This window comes from Chryseobacterium cucumeris, from assembly GCF_001593385.1.
Lineage (GTDB): Bacteria > Bacteroidota > Bacteroidia > Flavobacteriales > Weeksellaceae > Chryseobacterium > Chryseobacterium cucumeris.
In genome coordinates this window covers 126,962-145,072 of the sequence record NZ_LUVZ01000044.1, presented here as the reverse complement: position 1 = coordinate 145,072, position 18,111 = coordinate 126,962, and the positions used below count along the sequence as shown (strand labels likewise).

The following is an 18,111-nucleotide window of genomic DNA, read 5'->3' as shown; positions in this document are numbered from 1 at the left end:
AAAAACATTACAAATTCCACTGTAATTTATCAATTTACTAACAAAACAAACTTTACACTAGTGAAATATACATTTTTACACACTATGTCAAATATTCGTGAAATAATCTAATTTAAAATTTAATAGTAAAAATTAAATTAAAACAATTACATTAACGAAATAAATACATTTTTCAAATAAAAAAACAACAAAACAATCATTATATTATGTTATATGTAAATATGATTTTTATTAATATATTTACGTTACACAGCTGAATTATAATGAAGACTTAATCAAAACTTAGAAATTGATGTATTTTTATAATCTCATGCGTATGATAATAATATAGCTGTTCATATTTTAAACCTTGATCACCAAACCAATATTAAATAATATGAAAAGCAAACTATTACTATTATCAGGATGCCTTGTTCTGGCACTGAATTCATGTAGGTCAGACATTGAAAATCCTCAAGCTGATTCAATCGATCCTGCAACCACAAAACTCGACAATGCAAAGATTCACAAATTATCTATTGACGGAAAATTCACTTATGTTAATGAAATAAATGGTGAATATTTTTATGCAGAAGATATTACGATCAGCCCCGAACAGTTTAATGTATTACAAAAGCAGGCCAACTCCGGAACATCAACAGCAGAGAAAAGTACCATTGTAAGCTCTTTTATTAAGACATGGCCGAATGCAACCGTCTATTATACATTACCCAGCCAGGGAAGTCTGAGTACCCAGAATTATAATACGTTCCTGACCAATATCAACAAAGCATTTGATATGATTTCTTCACAAACCAGTATGCAGTTTGTTGAACGAACCAACCAAACAGAATATATTACTTTTACCTATACAACATCCAACAGCTCTCCGCTTGGATGGCAGAAAAACAGAGTTAATGGTATTAAAATCTATAATATCACTTATCCGGCAATTATTGCTCACGAAATCATGCATTCGATGGGAATCATGCACGAGCAGTGCCGCCCGGATAGGGATCAGTACATCATTGTAGATGTTAACAAAGCCGTAGAAGGAAGCCGTCATAACTTCAATCTTTACAATGATTACGCAGGACACGGTGCGTTTGATTTCGGTTCAGTTATGATGTATCAGTCTACAGACTTTGCTATAGACTCAAGTCAGCCTGTAATGACTAAGCTGGATGGTTCCACATTCACTAAACAAAGAACAGGATTGTCTGCAGGTGATTATGCTGGTATCAATCATCTGTACGGACCTGTTAATGCTACTTCTGCCATCAACGGAACGTATACAATGAGAACAGCTTTAGCAAGTGATAAAAATGTAGATGTTTCAGGAAGTTCAACTACAGACGGCACCAGCATCATTCTGTATTCTGCTTCTACAGGGAATAACCAGAGATTTACTTTCACCAAATCAGATCATGGTTACTATACCATCAAATCCGTATTGGATCCTACCAAGGTGTTAACCGTGAAAAGTAATGGGACAACGAATGGAACAGCTGTTGAATTAAGAACCAATGCCAATACGGATTCTCAAAAATGGTTATTATTCAACTTAGGAAATAATGGATTTGGATTTGCTCCGAAGAATGCACCAGCATTGAGATTAGAGGTAAAAAATGGCACAACAACCAATCTTACCCCTATTGTAATCGGAACAACTGATCAAACGCTTCAGCCTTCTACAAAACAACGCTTCATCCTTACAAAAGTTAACTAAATTTCTTCATACAAAAAGAGGTTAGGAAATAAATTTTCTAACCTCTTTCTATTCTATTACTATTTATTAGAGTAATTTTAACATTTCATTTCTTCCCGGCCCGGTTGAAAGATAAGCCACAGGAATTCCCAATTCTTCTTCCAGGAATGACAGAAACCCGAGGACTTCTTTTGGCAGCTCAGAAGGACTTTTCATTGCAGAGAAATCAGCATTCCAGCCATTCATCCATTTCAATACAGGTTTTCCATTTTCAGGAAGTAAACCTGAAACATCCACTGTTTTTCCATCTTCCAGTTCATAATGGGTACAGACTGCTACAGATTTTAATCCACTCAAAACATCCGCTTTTGTCAGAACCAGCTGAGTAACCCCGTTGATCATTACCGCATATTTTAAAGCAGGTAAATCCAGCCATCCGGTTCTTCTAGGACGTCCTGTATTGGAACCAAATTCATTTCCTTTCATTCTGAGATCATCTCCAAATTCATCTAAAAGTTCCGTTGGAAATATACCATTTCCCACACGGGTACAATACGCTTTTGCTACACCGTAAATCTCACCGATCTTTTTCGGTGACACACCTAAACCGCTACTCGCCCCTGATGCTGTCGTGGAGGAAGACGTTACATACGGATAAGTACCATGATCAATATCCAGCATCGCTGCCTGAGATCCTTCTGCCAATACCTTTTTACCTTCAGATAAAGCTTTGTTGATATAAATTTCAGTCTCTGTACAATTGAATTTTTTAAGAAATTCCACCGCATCAAAAAACTCTTTACTGATTTCTTCCAAAGCAGGCAAAACAAGCATTCCTTCTTCTTCCAGCATTCTGTAATCTCTATCCAAAATGTGCTGTGCCCTGCTTTGAAAATCCGATGAAAATATATCCCCTACTCTCAGATTCTGTCTTAATATTTTGTTTGAATACGCCTGAGCAATCCCATTTTTTGTAGTTCCGATAGTGGTATACTCGGGACTTTCCTCCATAAAAATATCCAGAAGCTTATGCGTTGGCATTACCAGGTGTGCTTTTTGGGAAATAATGATATTGTTTTCTGGCTGAACGGTTTTATCAAATACCTGAAGATTCAGAATTTCTTTTTTAAAACTTACCGGATCAATAACAGTTCCCGTACCGATCACATTCTGTACTCCTTTCATAAAGATTCCCGAAGGAATCATTTTAAGCGTTATTCTGCGTCCGTTTCTTTCAATACTGTGCCCAGCATTAGATCCGCCGTTAAAACGAGCTGTAATGTCGTAATTTTCACTGATCAGATCAATAAACTTTCCCTTTCCTTCATCTCCCCATTGTAGTCCTAATACAATATCCATATTCGTATTTTAAATTTTATGAAGCAAAGCTATGACAGTCAGCATGAAACACCATTGCCATTTGACAAAAAGAGATCTGATCAGAAATGAGAAGCTAAATATTAGAGCCTAGAAGCAATTCACAACACTCCCACTTACATCATTAATCAATTATCATCTATCAGTAATAATCTTAAACTATATTTCTTCTGATCCTGCTAAGTGAAGAAGGTGTCACGCCAAGATAAGAAGCCAGCATAGATTGCGGAACTCTGTTGGCCAGGCCGGGATAATGATTTAAAAAATGAATGTACCGTGATTTTGCATCCTGATTGAGCATGATACTGGCGACCTTCAGTTTATTTTCTACTACAAAGGCATGAATTCTTGCAAACAAAATAGGCCATACCGCAATTTTCTCTTCCAGGATTTTAAAATGCTCACGGTCAATGACCAGCAATACAGCATCGGTAATCGCTTCAATGTCTTCATGTGCTGGCAGCTGATCGGTAAAGCCCTGAAAGTCCCCAATAAATCGTCCTTCATAAATAAAATACCGTGTAAAATCATCACCTTGCTTGTTATAATACAAAGACCGGAAAACACCTTCCTTCACAAAAGCAATTCTCTGACTTACTTTTCCGGCTTCTATGAAAGGATCTCCCTTTTTGACCGTTATTTCCTGAATTCCTTCAGCAATCAACAGCTCGTCCTGAGGATTCAGTGTCCCGAATTTTTTGATATAAGTAAAAAGCTCTTCCATATTTTGATATAACCACGGATTGCGGAAATATAAAGGTATAAAAGTCGCGGATAAAAACAATTGTCATTTGGCAACAAAGTCCATAAAAGGTACCACACGGGCTTCTGCCGGCATATTAATTGCTTGATTTTTAAAAACGTAAGACAATGAAAGCAATTTGGAACGGCGCAATTGGCTTCGGATTAGTCAACATTCCTGTTAAAATTTATTCCGCAACGGAAACCACAAAATTGGATCTCGATATGCTCGACAAATCTGATTTTTCAAACATCCGTTTCAAACGGGTAAACGAAAATACAGGGAAAGAAGTAAAATGGGAAAATATCGTCAAAGGTTATCTCATGGACGACAAATATATTGTTCTTGACGAAGAAGATTACGAAGCAGCAAGCCCTGAAAAAACAAAAATACTTTCTATTGACCAGTTTGTAAAGGAAGTAGAAGTAGACAGTATGTATTTTGAGACTCCGTATTATCTGGAACCTCAGAAAAATGGTGAAAATGCCTACAGACTTTTATTAAAAGCTCTTGAAAAAACTGCCATGGTAGGTATAGGAACTTTTGTGCTTCGTGACAGTGCAGCCATTGGGATGATCCGTCCTTATAATGACGACATACTTGTTTTGAATCGTTTGAGATTTGATCAGGAAATAAGAGACTATTCAGATTTAAAAATTCCTGCCCAAAAAGCTCCGAAACCTGCAGAGTTGAAGATGGCTGTCAGCCTGATTGAGCAGCTTTCCCAGGAATTTGATCCCGCAATGTATAAAGATACCTATTCTGATGAGCTGATGAAGATCATCAAGCAGAAAGCAAAAGGCAAAAACGTAAAAGCCCCAAAAGCGCAGCCTGCTAAGGAAGGTAAAGTGATTGACCTTATGGCGCAGTTAAAAGCCAGCCTGAATACTTCTAAATCCAAATCTGCATCATAATGGCTCTCAAAGATTATCATAACAAAAGAAAGTTCGATGAAACCAGCGAACCTAAAGGAAAAACAAAGAAAAGCAAAGAAAAGTTGATTTTTGTGATTCAGAGACATGCTGCCTCCAGACTTCATTATGACTTCCGGCTTGAAATGGAAGGTGTACTGAAAAGCTGGGCCGTTCCGAAAGGCCCGTCATTAGACCCAAAAGATAAACGTCTTGCCATGATGGTAGAAGATCACCCTTACGACTATAAAGATTTTGAAGGAAATATTCCGGAAGGAAATTATGGTGCCGGACAAGTGGAAGTATGGGACAGCGGAACCTATGAACCTTTAGAGGAGAATTCAAAACTTTCTGATGAAAAAGAACTTCTGAAGGAACTTCATGCCGGTTCTTTAAAATTTATTTTACACGGTAAAAAGCTGAAAGGTGAATTTGCTCTGGTAAAAATGAAAAATACGGATGACAACTCATGGTTGCTTATCAAACATAAGGATGAATTTGCAGAAAGTCCTTATAATGCCGAAGAAAATACTTCGCCAAAATCACTGGTCACTCAATTTTTAGAGGAAAAAAAAAGCCTAAAAATAAGAGAAAAAAAGAAGTCATAACTTCTGAAAAAACCTTCAGGAATTTCAATTCGTTAACGAATGAAAAAAAGCTTAAGTCTTTCATTAAACCCATGCTGGCTAAACTTTCAGAGGAAGCCTTCAATGATAAAGACTGGATCTTTGAAATAAAATGGGATGGCTACAGAGCTATTGCAGACCTCAGCCATGATGCTCCGCTTTTCTATTCCCGAAATGGAATTTCCTTTTTATCTAAATTTGACAAAATTGCTCAGGACTTCGGCCAACAAAGGCATCGTATGATCCTGGATGGCGAAGTTGTGGTCTATAATGAACAGGGAAAGCCTGACTTTCAGCTTTTACAGCAAATTGGGGATAACCCTGGTGCCGCCCTTGCCTATCAGGTTTTTGATATCTTATGGCTCAATGGACATTCTACAGAAGATCTTCCCTTAATTCAACGAAAAGAACTTTTAAAAGAAGCATTAACTGAAACCGAACGGATCAGATATTGTGATCATATTCCTGAAAAGGGCATTGAATTTTTTGAACAAATGAAGAAAATGCAGCTGGAAGGAATGATTGCAAAACGGGCAGACAGTCTGTATGTTGAAAATCACAGAACCACCGATTGGCTTAAAATCAAGTTTTCCAATACAGAAGAGGTCATTATTTGTGGTTTTACAGAACCCAGAGGATCACGGGAAAGCTTCGGAGCATTGATATTAGGAAAATTTATTGATGGGAAGCTTACTTACTGTGGTCATACAGGAACAGGTTTCAATACGGCTTCTTTGAAAGAAGTATATAAGAGACTTCAGAAAATAATTGTAAAGTCATCTCCATTCGAAACAGCTCCGAAGACCAATATGCCGGTAACGTGGGTAAAACCCGAGCTAGTATGTGAAATCAAATATTCTGAAATTACCAAGGACGGAATCTTCAGACATCCGGTTTTTATCACAATCAGGGATGACAAAAGCCCGGAAGATACTAAAGCTCCATCCTTCACCGAAAAATCTAAAGATATGAATACGAAAGCTTCATCAAAAAAGACAAAGACTTCTGAAAAAGAGAAAGAGATTACCTTAGACAAGCATTCCGTCAAGCTTACCAATCAGGATAAGATATATTTTCCTGAAGATGGCATTACAAAAGGAGATGTTATTGAATATTATCAGTCTGTAGCACGTTATATTCTCCCTTACTTAAAAAATCGTCCGCTTTCTCTCAACCGCTTTCCCAATGGAATTGAAGAGCAGAGCTTTTATCAGAAAGATGCAGGAGATCATGTTCCTGACTGGATAAAAACCACACAGGTATATTCGGAATCCAATGATAAACATATTGATTATATTTACTGTAATGACAAAGCTACTATGGCTTATCTTAATAATTTAGGCTGCATTGATTTCAATCCATGGAACAGTTCTTTACCAGATCTTGAGCATCCAGATTATCTGGTTTTAGACCTTGACCCTTCTTCAAAAAATACATTTGATGAGGTGATTGAAACAGCACTTCAGGTGAATGAAGTTTTAAAAACTATTAAAATAAAAGGCTATTGTAAAACTTCCGGAAGTACAGGAATTCATATCTATATTCCTATGGGAGCTCATTATGATTTTGACCAGGTAAAAGATTTCGCCCATATTCTCATGAAACAGGTAAACGAAAAACTGCCTAAGATTACCACGTTGGAAAGAAGTCTTCAAAAAAGGGATAACAAAAAAATTTACCTTGATTACCTGCAAAACAGAACGGGGCAGACTCTGGCAAGTGCTTACAGCCTGAGACCTAAACAAGGTGCTTCCGTTTCTATGCCTTTGGATTGGGATGAGTTGAAGCCTGGTGTGAAACCAACAGATTTTACTATTAACAATGCCCTTGACAGAATTAAGGAGAAAGGAGATTTGTTTAAACCGGTTTTGGGTAAGGGAATTGATATGATGAAGGCGTTGGAACTCCTGCAGAATATGGAATAAAATAAAACTCCCACATAGTATAACGCAGGAGTTTCTTAAAAAAATTAAATATAATTATTGATTGTAAATATGCACATCTCTTTGAGGAAAAGGTATTCCGATTCCAGCTTTATCGAGAGCTTCTTTACAACCGATGATTAGTTCTTCATTCATCGTCCAGAAATTTTCAGTGGAAGCACTTACTCTTACAGATACATTGACAGCACTGTCTCCCAATTCAGTAACTACCACTTGTGGAGCAGGTGTTGCAAGAGCATATTGATTATTCTTAATAACATTCATTAAAATATCCTTGGTATGTCTAAGATCTGCATCATAGGCAATTCCGATATCCAGTGATGTTCTTCTTGTACCCAGTTGGGTAAAATTGGTAATACTGTTATTTGAAACCACTCCGTTAGGAATAACGATCAGCTGGTTTTGTGGGGTGATCAGTTTTGTATGAAAAATATCAATAGCATCTACAGTCCCTGAAACCCCTGAATTGGTAGAAATAAAATCACCAATCTTAAAAGGTTTTAATAGTAGAATTAAGATTCCGCCTGCAAAATTTGTTAAGGACCCCTGTAAAGCTAAACCAACCGCTAAACCTGCGGCACCAATCATTGCAACAAATGCAGAGGTTTGTACTCCAAGCTGCGTTACAACTACAATAAACAAAAGAATATTAAGTCCCCAGTTGATAATATTTAAAAGAAAATGCTGCAGTGAAGCTTCCATATTTCTTTTTTTGAAAGCTTTTTCCACCAGTTTCTTAATCATTCTGATCATCCATGATCCGATAAGATAAATTAATAATGCAGAAATGATTGCAGTAAAGATTCTCGGTGCCCATGAAATTGCTGAAGAAATTAAGGTATCCCAGTGTTGTTGAATCTTGTTCAGTTCTAAATCGTCCATTTTATACTATGTGTTTTACTATTTATATCAATGAAGCATTGACATCTTCTGCAGGATCTGGAAAAAAAAAGAAATTCACCTTGCACTGTAGAGTGAAAGTAAATTATATTTTATCCTTAAAAATAGATTGACAGCAGAAAAGAATATTTCTGCTTTACTCAATAATCATTCAGAAATTGAATCTTGCAGGAAGAAATAATTTTTGGATCATAGAATTACAAAAACGATACCGAAGTGTGAGTGTTTTCAAAGAAAATAATATCAAGAAACATTCTCTAAGGTAATTTTGCAGCCAGACTTTCCGGTAAAAGCCTAAGAATATGGTAGATAATTTTCCACTTAAAATTCGGAACAATGGTAAAGGAATTTCCAGCATTGACAATAAATTTCGCCACATAATCCGGCTCCATGATCAGAAATTCATTCAGTTCCAGCCCTTCGTTGATTTTTGTTCTGATATAACCAATAACCAAGGCATTCACAATTATTTTTCGGGAAGCTAGTTCCTGTCTCAATCCCGCAAGAAACTGAGTAAATGCAGCCTTTGTGCTTCCGTAGACAAAATTACTTTTTCTTCCTCTTACTCCTGACAAGGAAGAGAGTCCGATTATTCTTTCCAGGTTGGTATTGCTTTTATCCATTGCAATAATACTCAGGATAGAAACTCCCCCCATATAATTGACTTCCATCATTTGTCTGGCTCCCTTGAAATCAGCCAGCGCCTTTTGATTGTCTACTAAAAAACCTGCGGAATAAACCACAATATGAGGTTGTACAGAAAGACTGGAATAAAACTGATGATGAGAATCAAAATCTGCAGCATCAAAATACAAAACAGAAACTTTGGAGCGGTCCAGATTGTTTGATCCAATAAAATCATTCAAAGAGTTTATATTCCTGGAAGCTGCAATTACGGAAAATCCTTTTTCAACATATTGTATTATACATTGTTTCGCTACATCTGAATTGGCTCCCAGAATAAGAACCGTTTTGTTTGTGTTTTGCTTCATGAAGCAAAGATAATTTTTTATTAAACACTAATTTCACTAATTGCTTTTCACAAATGGATACAATTTTCTCAAACCAGTGTATAAAAAATTGCGGCGGGTGAACAAAGTTCACCCGCCGCAGCTTAATATTTTCAGACTGAATTATTTCTTTTCTTCAGTTGCTGTTTCTTTTTTGTCATCTGCCTTTTCAGCAGTTTTTGCTTTATCTCCAAAACGAGCCTCAGTCATTTCTCTTGAAACTGCTGCTTTTTCGAATTTCAGTTTTCCGGATAATGTTTCGATAACAAAACCGTCATCCTGAACCTGAGCAATTCTTCCGTGAAGGCCCGATGTAAGAACTACTCTTGTTCCCACTTTAAGGTTTTCCTGAAAGTTTTTCTCCTGCTTTTGCTTTTTCATTTGAGGTCTGATCATCAGGAAATAAAATCCTACAAACATTACCCCCATCATGATCAGCATCATAGGTGAAGAACCACCCTGTGCCTGTAAAAATAGTGTCAACATATTTAAAATATTATGGCTGAATGTTCGCCGTGAAAGTTAATCTGATTGGAGCTTTTTCTACATTAGCAAAAACGTCTGCATACTTCTGAACGTTTCCGTCGAAGCTTGAAGAATCGAAGTGTAAAGTAACTTTTCCTTTTTTACCAGGCATGATAGGCTCTTTTGTAAAATCAGGAGCTGTACATCCGCATCCTGGCTTCACTTCAGAAATAATCAATGGGTTTTTACCTGTGTTGGTAATTTCATATACATGCTCTACTTTATCTCCTTTTTTGATTTTTCCAAAATCGAAGCTGTTTTCAGATAAAGCTACAGAAGTAGATGGTTCGTTAGAAACCGGAGCAACTGTTTCACCTGCTACAGGTGCTGCTGCAGAATCAGTGGTAACCGGAGCGGCAACAGCTGCAGAATCAATAGTTGAAGTTTCAGCACTTTGAGTTTCTTTGTTTTCTTTTTTACATGAAACTAACCCAAAGCCTATAATTGACAAGGCGATAATTGATAACGTCTTTTTCATTTTATATTCTATTTTGATCTTTACAATATTTATCTAAAATACCATTGATGAAGATATTGGAACGGTCTGTAGCAAATACTTTTGCAATTTCAATATATTCATTAATGATCACTCTTGAAGGTGTGAAAGCAAAGTTATCAAGCTCTGCAATGGCTGTAGATAAAATTACTTTATCCATTAGAGAAACTCTTTCCAGATCCCAGTTTTCCAGTCTTTCTTCCAGTTTCTTTTCATTGTTTTCCCAGTTATTCAGGGTATCTCTTAGCAATTTTGAAGCGAATGTTTTATCTTCTTCATCTTTAATCATTTTGATCAAAGTTCTGCTTTCTTCATCTTCTCTCAGGAAACCGATTGTTTTTTGTACCATTGAATTGGCGATATGGATATCATCATACCATGAAAGTTCCTTATCACCTAAATAGTCATGAAAATCTTCATTTTCAGCAATATACCTTAGAAATAATTTACCTATAAATTTCTGATCTTCTTCAAAAGAATATCCTTCTTCTTTCATGAAATCCTGATAACGTTTCCCAGCAGTAATTCTCTGGAAAGTTTTTACCAATAAATCATCATGCATATCCCATTTCAACTGCTTGTGCTGCCCTGTAAAAAATAATCTTTCAGGATTTTCTTCCAGCTTAAGCAATACCTGGTTGTTGATGAATTTTTGGTTAGGATTAATATCAGCATCAGTTTTAAGAAATTTATTCTTACCAATTTCGATCTGATTTTCTGCCAAATCTTTCAAACCCACCAAAAAGTTGAGCTGATAGATGTATAGATAATAGATTTTCTCTATCCCGGCAAACATGTTTTTCTCTAAAACATCAAATTTTACAGGATTTTGGTAGTAAGAATACACGGTCTGTACTACTTTTTCACGGATTTGTCGTCTTCCTAACATTCAAAGAGCTTTTTTATGGCTGCAAAGATACGAAATTTAAAATTGATGAAATTCGTAGTGTGATGACATTTTTGTAATTTTGTGCAACTATATGAAAGCGCTTAAAACCTTAAACCCCTATTTTTGGAAACACAAAATACTATTGTTTTGGGGGGTACTCTTTATCATTGCCAGTAATTTCTTTAATATATATAAGGTTCAGTTTGTAGGAAAATCTGTGGATGAACTTACAAAAAATGGGAATCTTGGCTTTAACAATCAGGTTCTGATTTATGTTGGAATTATTGTAGGATGTTCTCTTTTAACCGGATTCTTTACCTTTATGATGAGACAGACCATCATTGTTGCATCCAGAAGAATAGAATACGAACTTAAAAATAAAATCTACAGACATTATCAGGATTTATCTTTAACGGATTATAAACAAACTACTATCGGAGACTTGATGAACAGATTAAGTGAAGATGTGGTGGCAGTAAGAATGTATCTTGGTCCCGGGGTAATGTATGTAGCCAACCTCATTGTACTGGTAATTATTACAGCTATTTACATGGTAAAAACGGATGCTTCCATGACGATGTGGACTTTACTTCCACTTCCTATTTTATCTTTTGCCATTTATAAGGTAAGTTCTATTATCAATAAAAAATCAAAGATCATGCAGAAAAGCCAGTCTGCGATTTCAACTTTTGTTCAGGACAGTTTTTCCGGAATCCGTGTGGTAAAATTTTTCGCCAGAGAAAAATACATTGAAAAAAACTACGGAATCAAAGTCACCGATTATCAGAATAAAGCTTTAGATCTTGCTAAAACAGAAGCCTATTTCTTCACCATTATTCTTTTTGTCATCGGATTATTAAATGTTGCTATTATCTGGATTGGAGGTACAAAATATATTGCCGGAGAATTAAGCATTGGTAAGATTGCTGATTTCTTTATGTATATCAACACCCTGATTTTCCCTTTTTCCATGGTAGGTTGGGTAACTTCTGTCAACCAGAGAGCTGAAGCATCCATGCAGAGGATCAATGAATTTATGGATAAAAAATCGGAGATTATTAACACTAATTTTGAAAACTATCCAATCAAGGGAGATATAGAATTCAGAAATGTCTCTTACGTATATCCAAATACAGGGATCAAAGCCCTGGACAATCTAAGTTTTAAAGTAAAAGCCGGAGAATCATTAGCTATTATGGGGAAAACCGGTAGTGGAAAATCAACAATTGCCTTGCTATTATGCCGATTAATAGATCCTACAGAAGGGGAAATTTTAATTGATGGTAAAAACCTGAAAGACCATAATCTGGAGAACTACAGAAACTTTATCGGATATATTCCTCAGGAGAGCTACTTATTCTCTGATTCTATTGAAAATAATATTGGTTTTGCCATTGATCATCCTTCTCATGAGAAAGTAGTAGAGTATTCCAATATTGCAGATGTTCACAAAAATATTATAGAGTTTAAAGACCAATATAAAACACTTGTAGGTGAACGCGGAGTCATGCTTTCGGGGGGGCAAAAGCAAAGAATTTGTATAGCAAGAGCCTTAATTAAGGATCCTAATATCATTATTTTTGATGATTCTCTGTCCGCTTTAGACACAGAAACGGAGCAGAATATTCTGGAAAATATTGACAAAAAAATCAGTAACGCAACTTCCATAATTATCACACACAGAGAGTCTAGCGCACAAAAAGCCCATCAGATTATCAACCTAACCGAAATTGCCAATTCTGTAACCGCTTAGCCATTTCATTCTCAATTGTTAAATAAATCATAAAAAAAATTTTGTGATTAAAAGAATTCTTTTATATTTGTTCTTAACAAGATTAAAAAATATCTAACAATGAGTGAATACAAGGAACGCCATGAAAATGAGATTTTCACGAAGGTGTTAAAAGCAGGGAGAAGAACTTATTTCTTTGATGTGCGCGAGACGAAAGCAGGAGATTATTATCTTACAATCACTGAGAGTAAGAAGAATTTCGGAGAGAATGGGGAAGCTACATTCGAGAAGCATAAAATTTACCTTTACAAGGAAGATTTTAAGAGTTTCCAGGAGATGTTTAATGAGTCCACAGATTTCATCATTAATGAAAAGGGTGAGGATGTAATTTCAGAAAAACATGACAAAGACTTCAAAAGCAGATCTTACACAATAGATTCTGACGACGAGGTTTAAAAAAGAATATCTAAAAACACAAGCATCTGAAAAAGATGCTTTTTTTATGCGCTAAGACAGGATTTTTTATAAACACTTTTTATAGTTTGGCAAAGATTTTATTTTTGTTGTAAACCTGTTGAATTATTAGTATTCCGGATAATTTTTGCAGCAGAAAATAAAACAACCCCTCCATCATTTCGCAGGGTAATTAATTCATCATTTTTAAATTGAGAATTAAAATTACCCAAACACATGATATTATCTTTAGTCTGTAATATTGGAAAGCGTTCAGAGCCCAAAGTAGACAGCCCATTTTTAGTCAATTTATAAACTAAATATTCTCCATCAGAATTCTTATGGGCAATAACTTCATTAATCCCGTCTCCATTAATATCTCCAACAGCCAATCCTTTCCATTCAACACGAGCGCTCCCTACTGATTGTGCAATTTTTGTTACAATTCCTTTATCATCTATATTATAAACATATATCCCATTGTGCACAGCATCTGGTGAATCTATTGCAAGGACAATCTCATCCTTTAAATCATTATTCAGATTACCCGCGGCCACTGCTGTAATTTTGGAGTTTTTTGGAAGATTGAGAGCATTAGTATAAACAACCTGAACATGCGTTCCATTGAATTTATACACTAATACTTCTTTATTAGCATTTCCTACGACTATACACTCATCTTTACCTCCGCTAATAAAGTTCCCTGCAACTACTCCTACCCAATCCGCTTTAGTACTTAATCCTGTAAATTTTACTTTTTCAATAATATCCTTGTTTTCAACTTTTAAAACATAAAGTCCATTATATTCGGGATCAGCATGATGACTTAATGCTATAATTTCACTTTTATTATCATCAAAAAAATCACCGGCAGCTATCCCTTTCCAATTATATTTTCCATTGTAATATTTATTATTTGCCACTGAACGAAATTCTTTATTATAAGGTTCTCTAACCCCTATCATACCATCAGAATTTCTTACAACAACAAACTCATCTTCGCTATCATCGTCAAAATTACCACTTGCTACTCCCTGCCAATCAGACGTTTTATTCCAACTATGGTCTGTATTTACGGGTACGATAAGATTTTCAAAATTAGCTAAGAGTGCCACTGTTAAAAAAGAACCTTCTACCTCTATTTTCTCATAGTAGTTCTTAGCAGCCAGCAAATCAGCAATTCTTTGATAAAGCCTTTTATCATATTCTGAAAGATAAAGCCACATATAGTTAATATAATTACCATAGGGTGAGTCTCCGATTTTATTATTAGACTTAATATTCCAAGATTCTTTATTGTAATTTACTCCCATATTTACAGATAAAGGAAACTGGTATATATCTTTCATAAACGTATTGATATAGTATTGAATATCTGAAAGTGAGTATATAGGTTTTCCTTTATACAAAATATTATACTTATAGCATTCATAGGGAAAACTTATCGTTAAACCAGCATGGGGAATATCTTCATACAAGTCTGTATTTCCCCAATATTTCCAAATATTAGATTGTAAATTCTTATTGAAAAAAGTATTTGATTTTAAAAAATTTGACAATCCAATCAATTTTGTAAGATATCTATCTTGAGAGGTCGCTCTATACATTTGGACAAACACCCTTCCAATCGAACTTTGCATATTAAAAGGTAAGGTTTTGCCTGCATATTTTATAGGAGGGTTATTATCTCTTTCTCTATAATAACCTATACCACCAGATTCTGTTTGCCACTGATCTTCATGAAAGTCAAGTGTTTCATTAATTTTTTGTATTATATCATCAGCAATACGTTTATATGTTTGTTTACCATAGCGTCCCTGTGGATCTGAAATCAAATTTTGGACATCAGAACCTTTCGCTTTAACTATTGCAACAAACTTAGCCATGGGATACAGTATATTAGCACTATGCACCAAATGGGCATAAGGAGATCCTGAGTCTGCTATTTCATTATAATGATTGGTAGACCAAACAGCACCCGATACTCCCCTATAATCGGAAACTTTTCTCAATCCTTGTAACTGTCCTCTGAGATCGTCTCTTCGGTCAATTACGTTTCCTATACACTTGATTAGTGTTTCTGCATATTTTTTTTCACCCGTCTTTTCGTACATTAATATCAACGCTTCCATTTGAGCGGGCAATCCCCATGAGAACTCAAGTCTGTTTTCATCCGTTGAATACCGTATTGATTTATCATACCCTTTGTCATCAAATAACGTTTGATAATAAGATTGAGGCTTTGATTGAGAATAAGATTTTAATGCAGCTAGTACAATAATTATAGTAAACAGATTCTTCATATTAAGTACTTTTTGATTCAGAATAATTCAAAGATTTTTTTTCATGATTTTAGTAGAAACAAATATAAAGGTTTTCTTTCCCTGTTACTAATTTTATTACCTGATTCACAAGTTGTACAAAAATAATAAGTACACCTTTTCAAGTGTACTTATGTATGATAATAGGAATTTTAGAACCCTAAAACCTTATGTTATTTATTTTTTTAAATTTACCTTACTACCTGCCCATCAAAGGTAACAGGCTTCAGAAAACTAAATAACTTATTCGGAAGCTCATTCTGACAAGGATCATTTGAATGCTTATTGCTATTAGAGCTACCTCTGATAACTTTTGTAGCAGAAAACATTACGATACCTCCATCTTTTCTGAGAGTAACCAGCTCCTCATTTTGTGAACTGGTATCAAAATTACCGAAACACATTATATTATTTTTGGTTTGGAGCACAGGAAATCTTTCAACATCTCCACTAGCCAAAGTATTCCCATTTAATTTATACACTGCATACTCTCCATCAAAATTTCTGTGAGCAATAATTTCATCCGCTCCATTACCATCAAGATTTCCAACAGCTAATCCTCTCCATTCTAAAGCTAAGCCCCCTCCTGTAGATTGGGTTATTTTTGTCATTACACCATTATCGTCCACACTGTAAACATGTATTCCATTATAAGCAGCATCTTCAGCATCCACAAGCAACACAATCTCATCTTTACCAAGACCGTCAAGATTACCTGATGCTACTGCTGTAATTTTAGAATTTACGGGTAGATTCAGAGCATTAGTGTGAACCAATTGAGGAGTAGTTCCGTTAAAATCAAAAACAAGTACTTCTTTATTTAAATTTTTGACAGCAATAAAATCATCTTTCCCACCGGTAATAAAATTTCCAGCAGCAGCTCCTATCCAATCAGATTGCGCATTCCATCCTATAGATTTTGTATGTTCAACAATATTATTATTTTCAATTTTTAAAATATAAACACCATTATTAGCAGGATCAGCATGATTGCTTAATATTATAATTTCACTTTTATTATCACCAAAAAAATCTCCGGCTGCTATACCTTTCCAATCATATTGATTATTATAATATTTGTCGTTTGTAACGGAATGAAATTTTTTCTCAAAAGGTTCCATAGTACCTATCATTCCATCATAATTTCTGATGACAACAAATTCATTAGCATCATCTCCATCAAAATTACCGCTTGCAACTCCTCTCCAGTCTGAACCCTCTCCCCATCCATGTTCCGTATTGACAGGTACAATCAAGTTTTCATAATAAGCTAGATAGGCAACCACTAAAGGGAAATTTTCAGGTTGTAAAGGCATATAATATTTTTCTGCAGTCTGTATTTCAGCAAGTAGCTGATATATTTTTTTATCATATTCAGATAAACCTGCCCACTGGAAACAAGTGTAAGTACTTAGGTCTACACCACTAGGAATTCCATATTTTAAATTCCAGGGTATCAGAGAATAGTTCACTCCATTATTTATATACAAAGGAGCCCTATAAATATCTTTCGTTAAGGTATTAGCATAGGCTTGCATATCTGAATCTGTATAAATAAGTGCTCCCCCGTTAGAAATATTATATTTACGGCACTCATAGGGAAAAGATACAGTTAAACCACCATGAGAAATATCTTCCCGCAAAGTACTTACTTTCCAATATGTCCAGCTATTGGACCCTAGATTAGTATTAAATGAGGTATTTGCTTTTAAAAAATTAGCAATTTGGGTAAGTTTTGTTAGGTAATCCGGGTTATCTGTTGCCCTATACATCTGTACCAATACTCTTCCCATTGCACTTTGCATATTAAAAGGTAAAATTTCACCATCGTTATCTATTGGCGGATTATCATTCCGTTCTTTATAATAACCTATATTACCAGATTGAGTAAACCATTGACCTTCATGATAATGAAGCGTTTCGATTACTTTTTGTATAAGGTCATCAGCAATAGCGATAAAAGTCATATTATTATAACGCCATACTGATTGATACAGAATGTTTTGAAGTAAGCTATTCTTTTTAATAATAGCTGCAAACTTAGCCATTGGATAAGTTATATTAGCACTATGTACCACATGAGCATAAGTTTTTCCATCACCTGGATTTGTATTATAATGATCAGTTGACCATGCAGCACCAGAAATTCCACGGTAATCGGAAATATTACTTACACCTATATTGGTTGGTAATTGATCTCTAAGATCATCTCTCCTATCAATCACGTTACCCATAGTCCCTATTAAAACATTAGCATATTTTGGATCATGTGTCTTTTCGTACATCAATACCAATGCTTCCATATGAGCAGATACAATCCATGAAAATTCTAATTGGTTTGGACTTGTTGAATTAAGGGGTACTACATCATATTGCTTCTCATCAAATAGATTTTTATAGTAAGATTGAGCATAAGACTGTAGAACAAATAATAACGTGAGAATTGTAAAGAGTTTTTTCATAGTAATAGTTTTGATTTTTGAGATCATCTTAAAGAGA

15 protein-coding genes are annotated in these 18,111 nt (G+C 35.1%); 6 read left to right on the top strand and 9 right to left on the bottom strand.

Annotated features, from left to right (window positions below):
* Positions 1-376 precede the first annotated feature (376 nt).
* Positions 377-1,708, top strand: coding sequence for a M12 family metallopeptidase (locus A1704_RS19910; RefSeq protein ID WP_062675774.1), 1,332 nt, complete (start codon positions 377-379; stop codon positions 1,706-1,708).
* Positions 1,709-1,774: 66 nt separating this feature from the next.
* On the opposite strand, the gene A1704_RS19905 is transcribed toward A1704_RS19910, so the two are convergent.
* A complete protein-coding gene (locus A1704_RS19905; protein ID WP_062675773.1) occupies positions 1,775-3,046 on the bottom strand; it encodes an adenylosuccinate synthase in 1,272 nt (423 codons plus the stop codon).
* 172 nt (positions 3,047-3,218) lie between these two features.
* Positions 3,219-3,788, bottom strand: a complete 570-nt coding sequence (locus A1704_RS19900; protein ID WP_062675772.1) for a Crp/Fnr family transcriptional regulator — start codon at positions 3,786-3,788, stop codon at positions 3,219-3,221.
* A gap of 146 nt (positions 3,789-3,934) precedes the next feature.
* Between A1704_RS19900 and ku the strand changes: the two genes are divergently transcribed.
* The 3 genes from ku to ligD all read left to right on the top strand — a co-directional run bounded on the left by ku (position 3,935) and on the right by ligD (position 7,268).
* Positions 3,935-4,720 (top strand): non-homologous end joining protein Ku, encoded by a 786-nt coding sequence (gene ku, locus A1704_RS19895; protein WP_062675771.1) that lies wholly within the window; start codon positions 3,935-3,937, stop codon positions 4,718-4,720.
* Positions 4,720-5,325, top strand: a complete 606-nt coding sequence (locus A1704_RS19890) for a DNA polymerase ligase N-terminal domain-containing protein (RefSeq protein ID WP_062675770.1) — start codon at positions 4,720-4,722, stop codon at positions 5,323-5,325. Before ku ends, A1704_RS19890 begins: the two co-directional genes overlap by 1 nt.
* A 71-nt stretch (positions 5,326-5,396) precedes the next feature.
* Positions 5,397-7,268, top strand: coding sequence for a DNA ligase D (ligD, locus tag A1704_RS19885; RefSeq protein WP_062675769.1), 1,872 nt, complete (start codon positions 5,397-5,399; stop codon positions 7,266-7,268).
* A 54-nt stretch (positions 7,269-7,322) separates the two neighbouring features.
* Here the strand turns inward: ligD and A1704_RS19880 are convergent, their stop codons facing one another.
* The 5 genes from A1704_RS19880 to A1704_RS19860 form a co-directional block, all read right to left on the bottom strand.
* Entirely contained in the window at positions 7,323-8,168 is an 846-nt protein-coding gene (locus A1704_RS19880; protein WP_062675768.1) for a mechanosensitive ion channel family protein, read from the bottom strand.
* A 275-nt stretch (positions 8,169-8,443) separates the two neighbouring features.
* Entirely contained in the window at positions 8,444-9,178 is a 735-nt protein-coding gene (locus A1704_RS19875; RefSeq protein ID WP_062675767.1) for an SDR family NAD(P)-dependent oxidoreductase, read from the bottom strand.
* A gap of 141 nt (positions 9,179-9,319) precedes the next feature.
* Entirely contained in the window at positions 9,320-9,682 is a 363-nt protein-coding gene (gene yajC, locus A1704_RS19870; protein WP_062675766.1) for a preprotein translocase subunit YajC, read from the bottom strand.
* 10 nt (positions 9,683-9,692) lie between these two features.
* Positions 9,693-10,199 (bottom strand): DUF1573 domain-containing protein, encoded by a 507-nt coding sequence (locus tag A1704_RS19865; RefSeq protein ID WP_062675765.1) that lies wholly within the window; start codon positions 10,197-10,199, stop codon positions 9,693-9,695.
* A gap of 1 nt (position 10,200) precedes the next feature.
* Positions 10,201-11,106 carry a transcription antitermination protein NusB gene (locus A1704_RS19860; protein WP_062675764.1) on the bottom strand — a complete coding sequence of 302 codons (906 nt, stop codon included), beginning with the start codon at positions 11,104-11,106 and terminating at the stop codon, positions 10,201-10,203.
* Between the two features lie 91 nt (positions 11,107-11,197).
* Between A1704_RS19860 and A1704_RS19855 the strand changes: the two genes are divergently transcribed.
* Both A1704_RS19855 and A1704_RS19850 read left to right on the top strand, forming a co-directional pair.
* Positions 11,198-12,859, top strand: a complete 1,662-nt coding sequence (locus A1704_RS19855) for an ABC transporter ATP-binding protein (RefSeq protein WP_062675763.1) — start codon at positions 11,198-11,200, stop codon at positions 12,857-12,859.
* Between the two features lie 99 nt (positions 12,860-12,958).
* Positions 12,959-13,294, top strand: a complete 336-nt coding sequence (locus tag A1704_RS19850) for a DUF3276 family protein (protein ID WP_002976288.1) — start codon at positions 12,959-12,961, stop codon at positions 13,292-13,294.
* Positions 13,295-13,392: 98 nt separating this feature from the next.
* Here A1704_RS19850 and A1704_RS19845 read toward each other — a convergent pair whose 3' ends face one another.
* Together A1704_RS19845 and A1704_RS19840 are read right to left on the bottom strand one after the other, a co-directional pair.
* Positions 13,393-15,594 (bottom strand): FG-GAP repeat domain-containing protein, encoded by a 2,202-nt coding sequence (locus tag A1704_RS19845; protein WP_062675762.1) that lies wholly within the window; start codon positions 15,592-15,594, stop codon positions 13,393-13,395.
* A 209-nt stretch (positions 15,595-15,803) separates the two neighbouring features.
* On the bottom strand, positions 15,804-18,074 hold the full coding sequence (locus A1704_RS19840) for a hypothetical protein (RefSeq protein WP_131797548.1): 2,271 nt from the start codon (positions 18,072-18,074) through the stop codon (positions 15,804-15,806).
* Between the last annotated feature and the right edge of the window lie 37 nt (positions 18,075-18,111).

Coding starts and splice junctions, on each gene's coding strand:
- yajC (WP_062675766.1), bottom strand. CDS start 9,682: ATGTTGACACTATTTTTACAGGCACAGGGTGGTTCTTCACCTATGATG.
- A1704_RS19860 (WP_062675764.1), bottom strand. CDS start 11,106: ATGTTAGGAAGACGACAAATCCGTGAAAAAGTAGTACAGACCGTGTAT.
- A1704_RS19875 (WP_062675767.1), bottom strand. CDS start 9,178: ATGAAGCAAAACACAAACAAAACGGTTCTTATTCTGGGAGCCAATTCA.
- A1704_RS19840 (WP_131797548.1), bottom strand. CDS start 18,074: ATGAAAAAACTCTTTACAATTCTCACGTTATTATTTGTTCTACAGTCT.
- A1704_RS19900 (WP_062675772.1), bottom strand. CDS start 3,788: ATGGAAGAGCTTTTTACTTATATCAAAAAATTCGGGACACTGAATCCT.
- A1704_RS19855 (WP_062675763.1), top strand. CDS start 11,198: ATGAAAGCGCTTAAAACCTTAAACCCCTATTTTTGGAAACACAAAATA.
- A1704_RS19850 (WP_002976288.1), top strand. CDS start 12,959: ATGAGTGAATACAAGGAACGCCATGAAAATGAGATTTTCACGAAGGTG.
- A1704_RS19905 (WP_062675773.1), bottom strand. CDS start 3,046: ATGGATATTGTATTAGGACTACAATGGGGAGATGAAGGAAAGGGAAAG.
- A1704_RS19865 (WP_062675765.1), bottom strand. CDS start 10,199: ATGAAAAAGACGTTATCAATTATCGCCTTGTCAATTATAGGCTTTGGG.
- A1704_RS19910 (WP_062675774.1), top strand. CDS start 377: ATGAAAAGCAAACTATTACTATTATCAGGATGCCTTGTTCTGGCACTG.
- A1704_RS19890 (WP_062675770.1), top strand. CDS start 4,720: ATGGCTCTCAAAGATTATCATAACAAAAGAAAGTTCGATGAAACCAGC.
- A1704_RS19845 (WP_062675762.1), bottom strand. CDS start 15,594: ATGAAGAATCTGTTTACTATAATTATTGTACTAGCTGCATTAAAATCT.
- ligD (WP_062675769.1), top strand. CDS start 5,397: ATGCTGGCTAAACTTTCAGAGGAAGCCTTCAATGATAAAGACTGGATC.
- A1704_RS19880 (WP_062675768.1), bottom strand. CDS start 8,168: ATGGACGATTTAGAACTGAACAAGATTCAACAACACTGGGATACCTTA.
- ku (WP_062675771.1), top strand. CDS start 3,935: ATGAAAGCAATTTGGAACGGCGCAATTGGCTTCGGATTAGTCAACATT.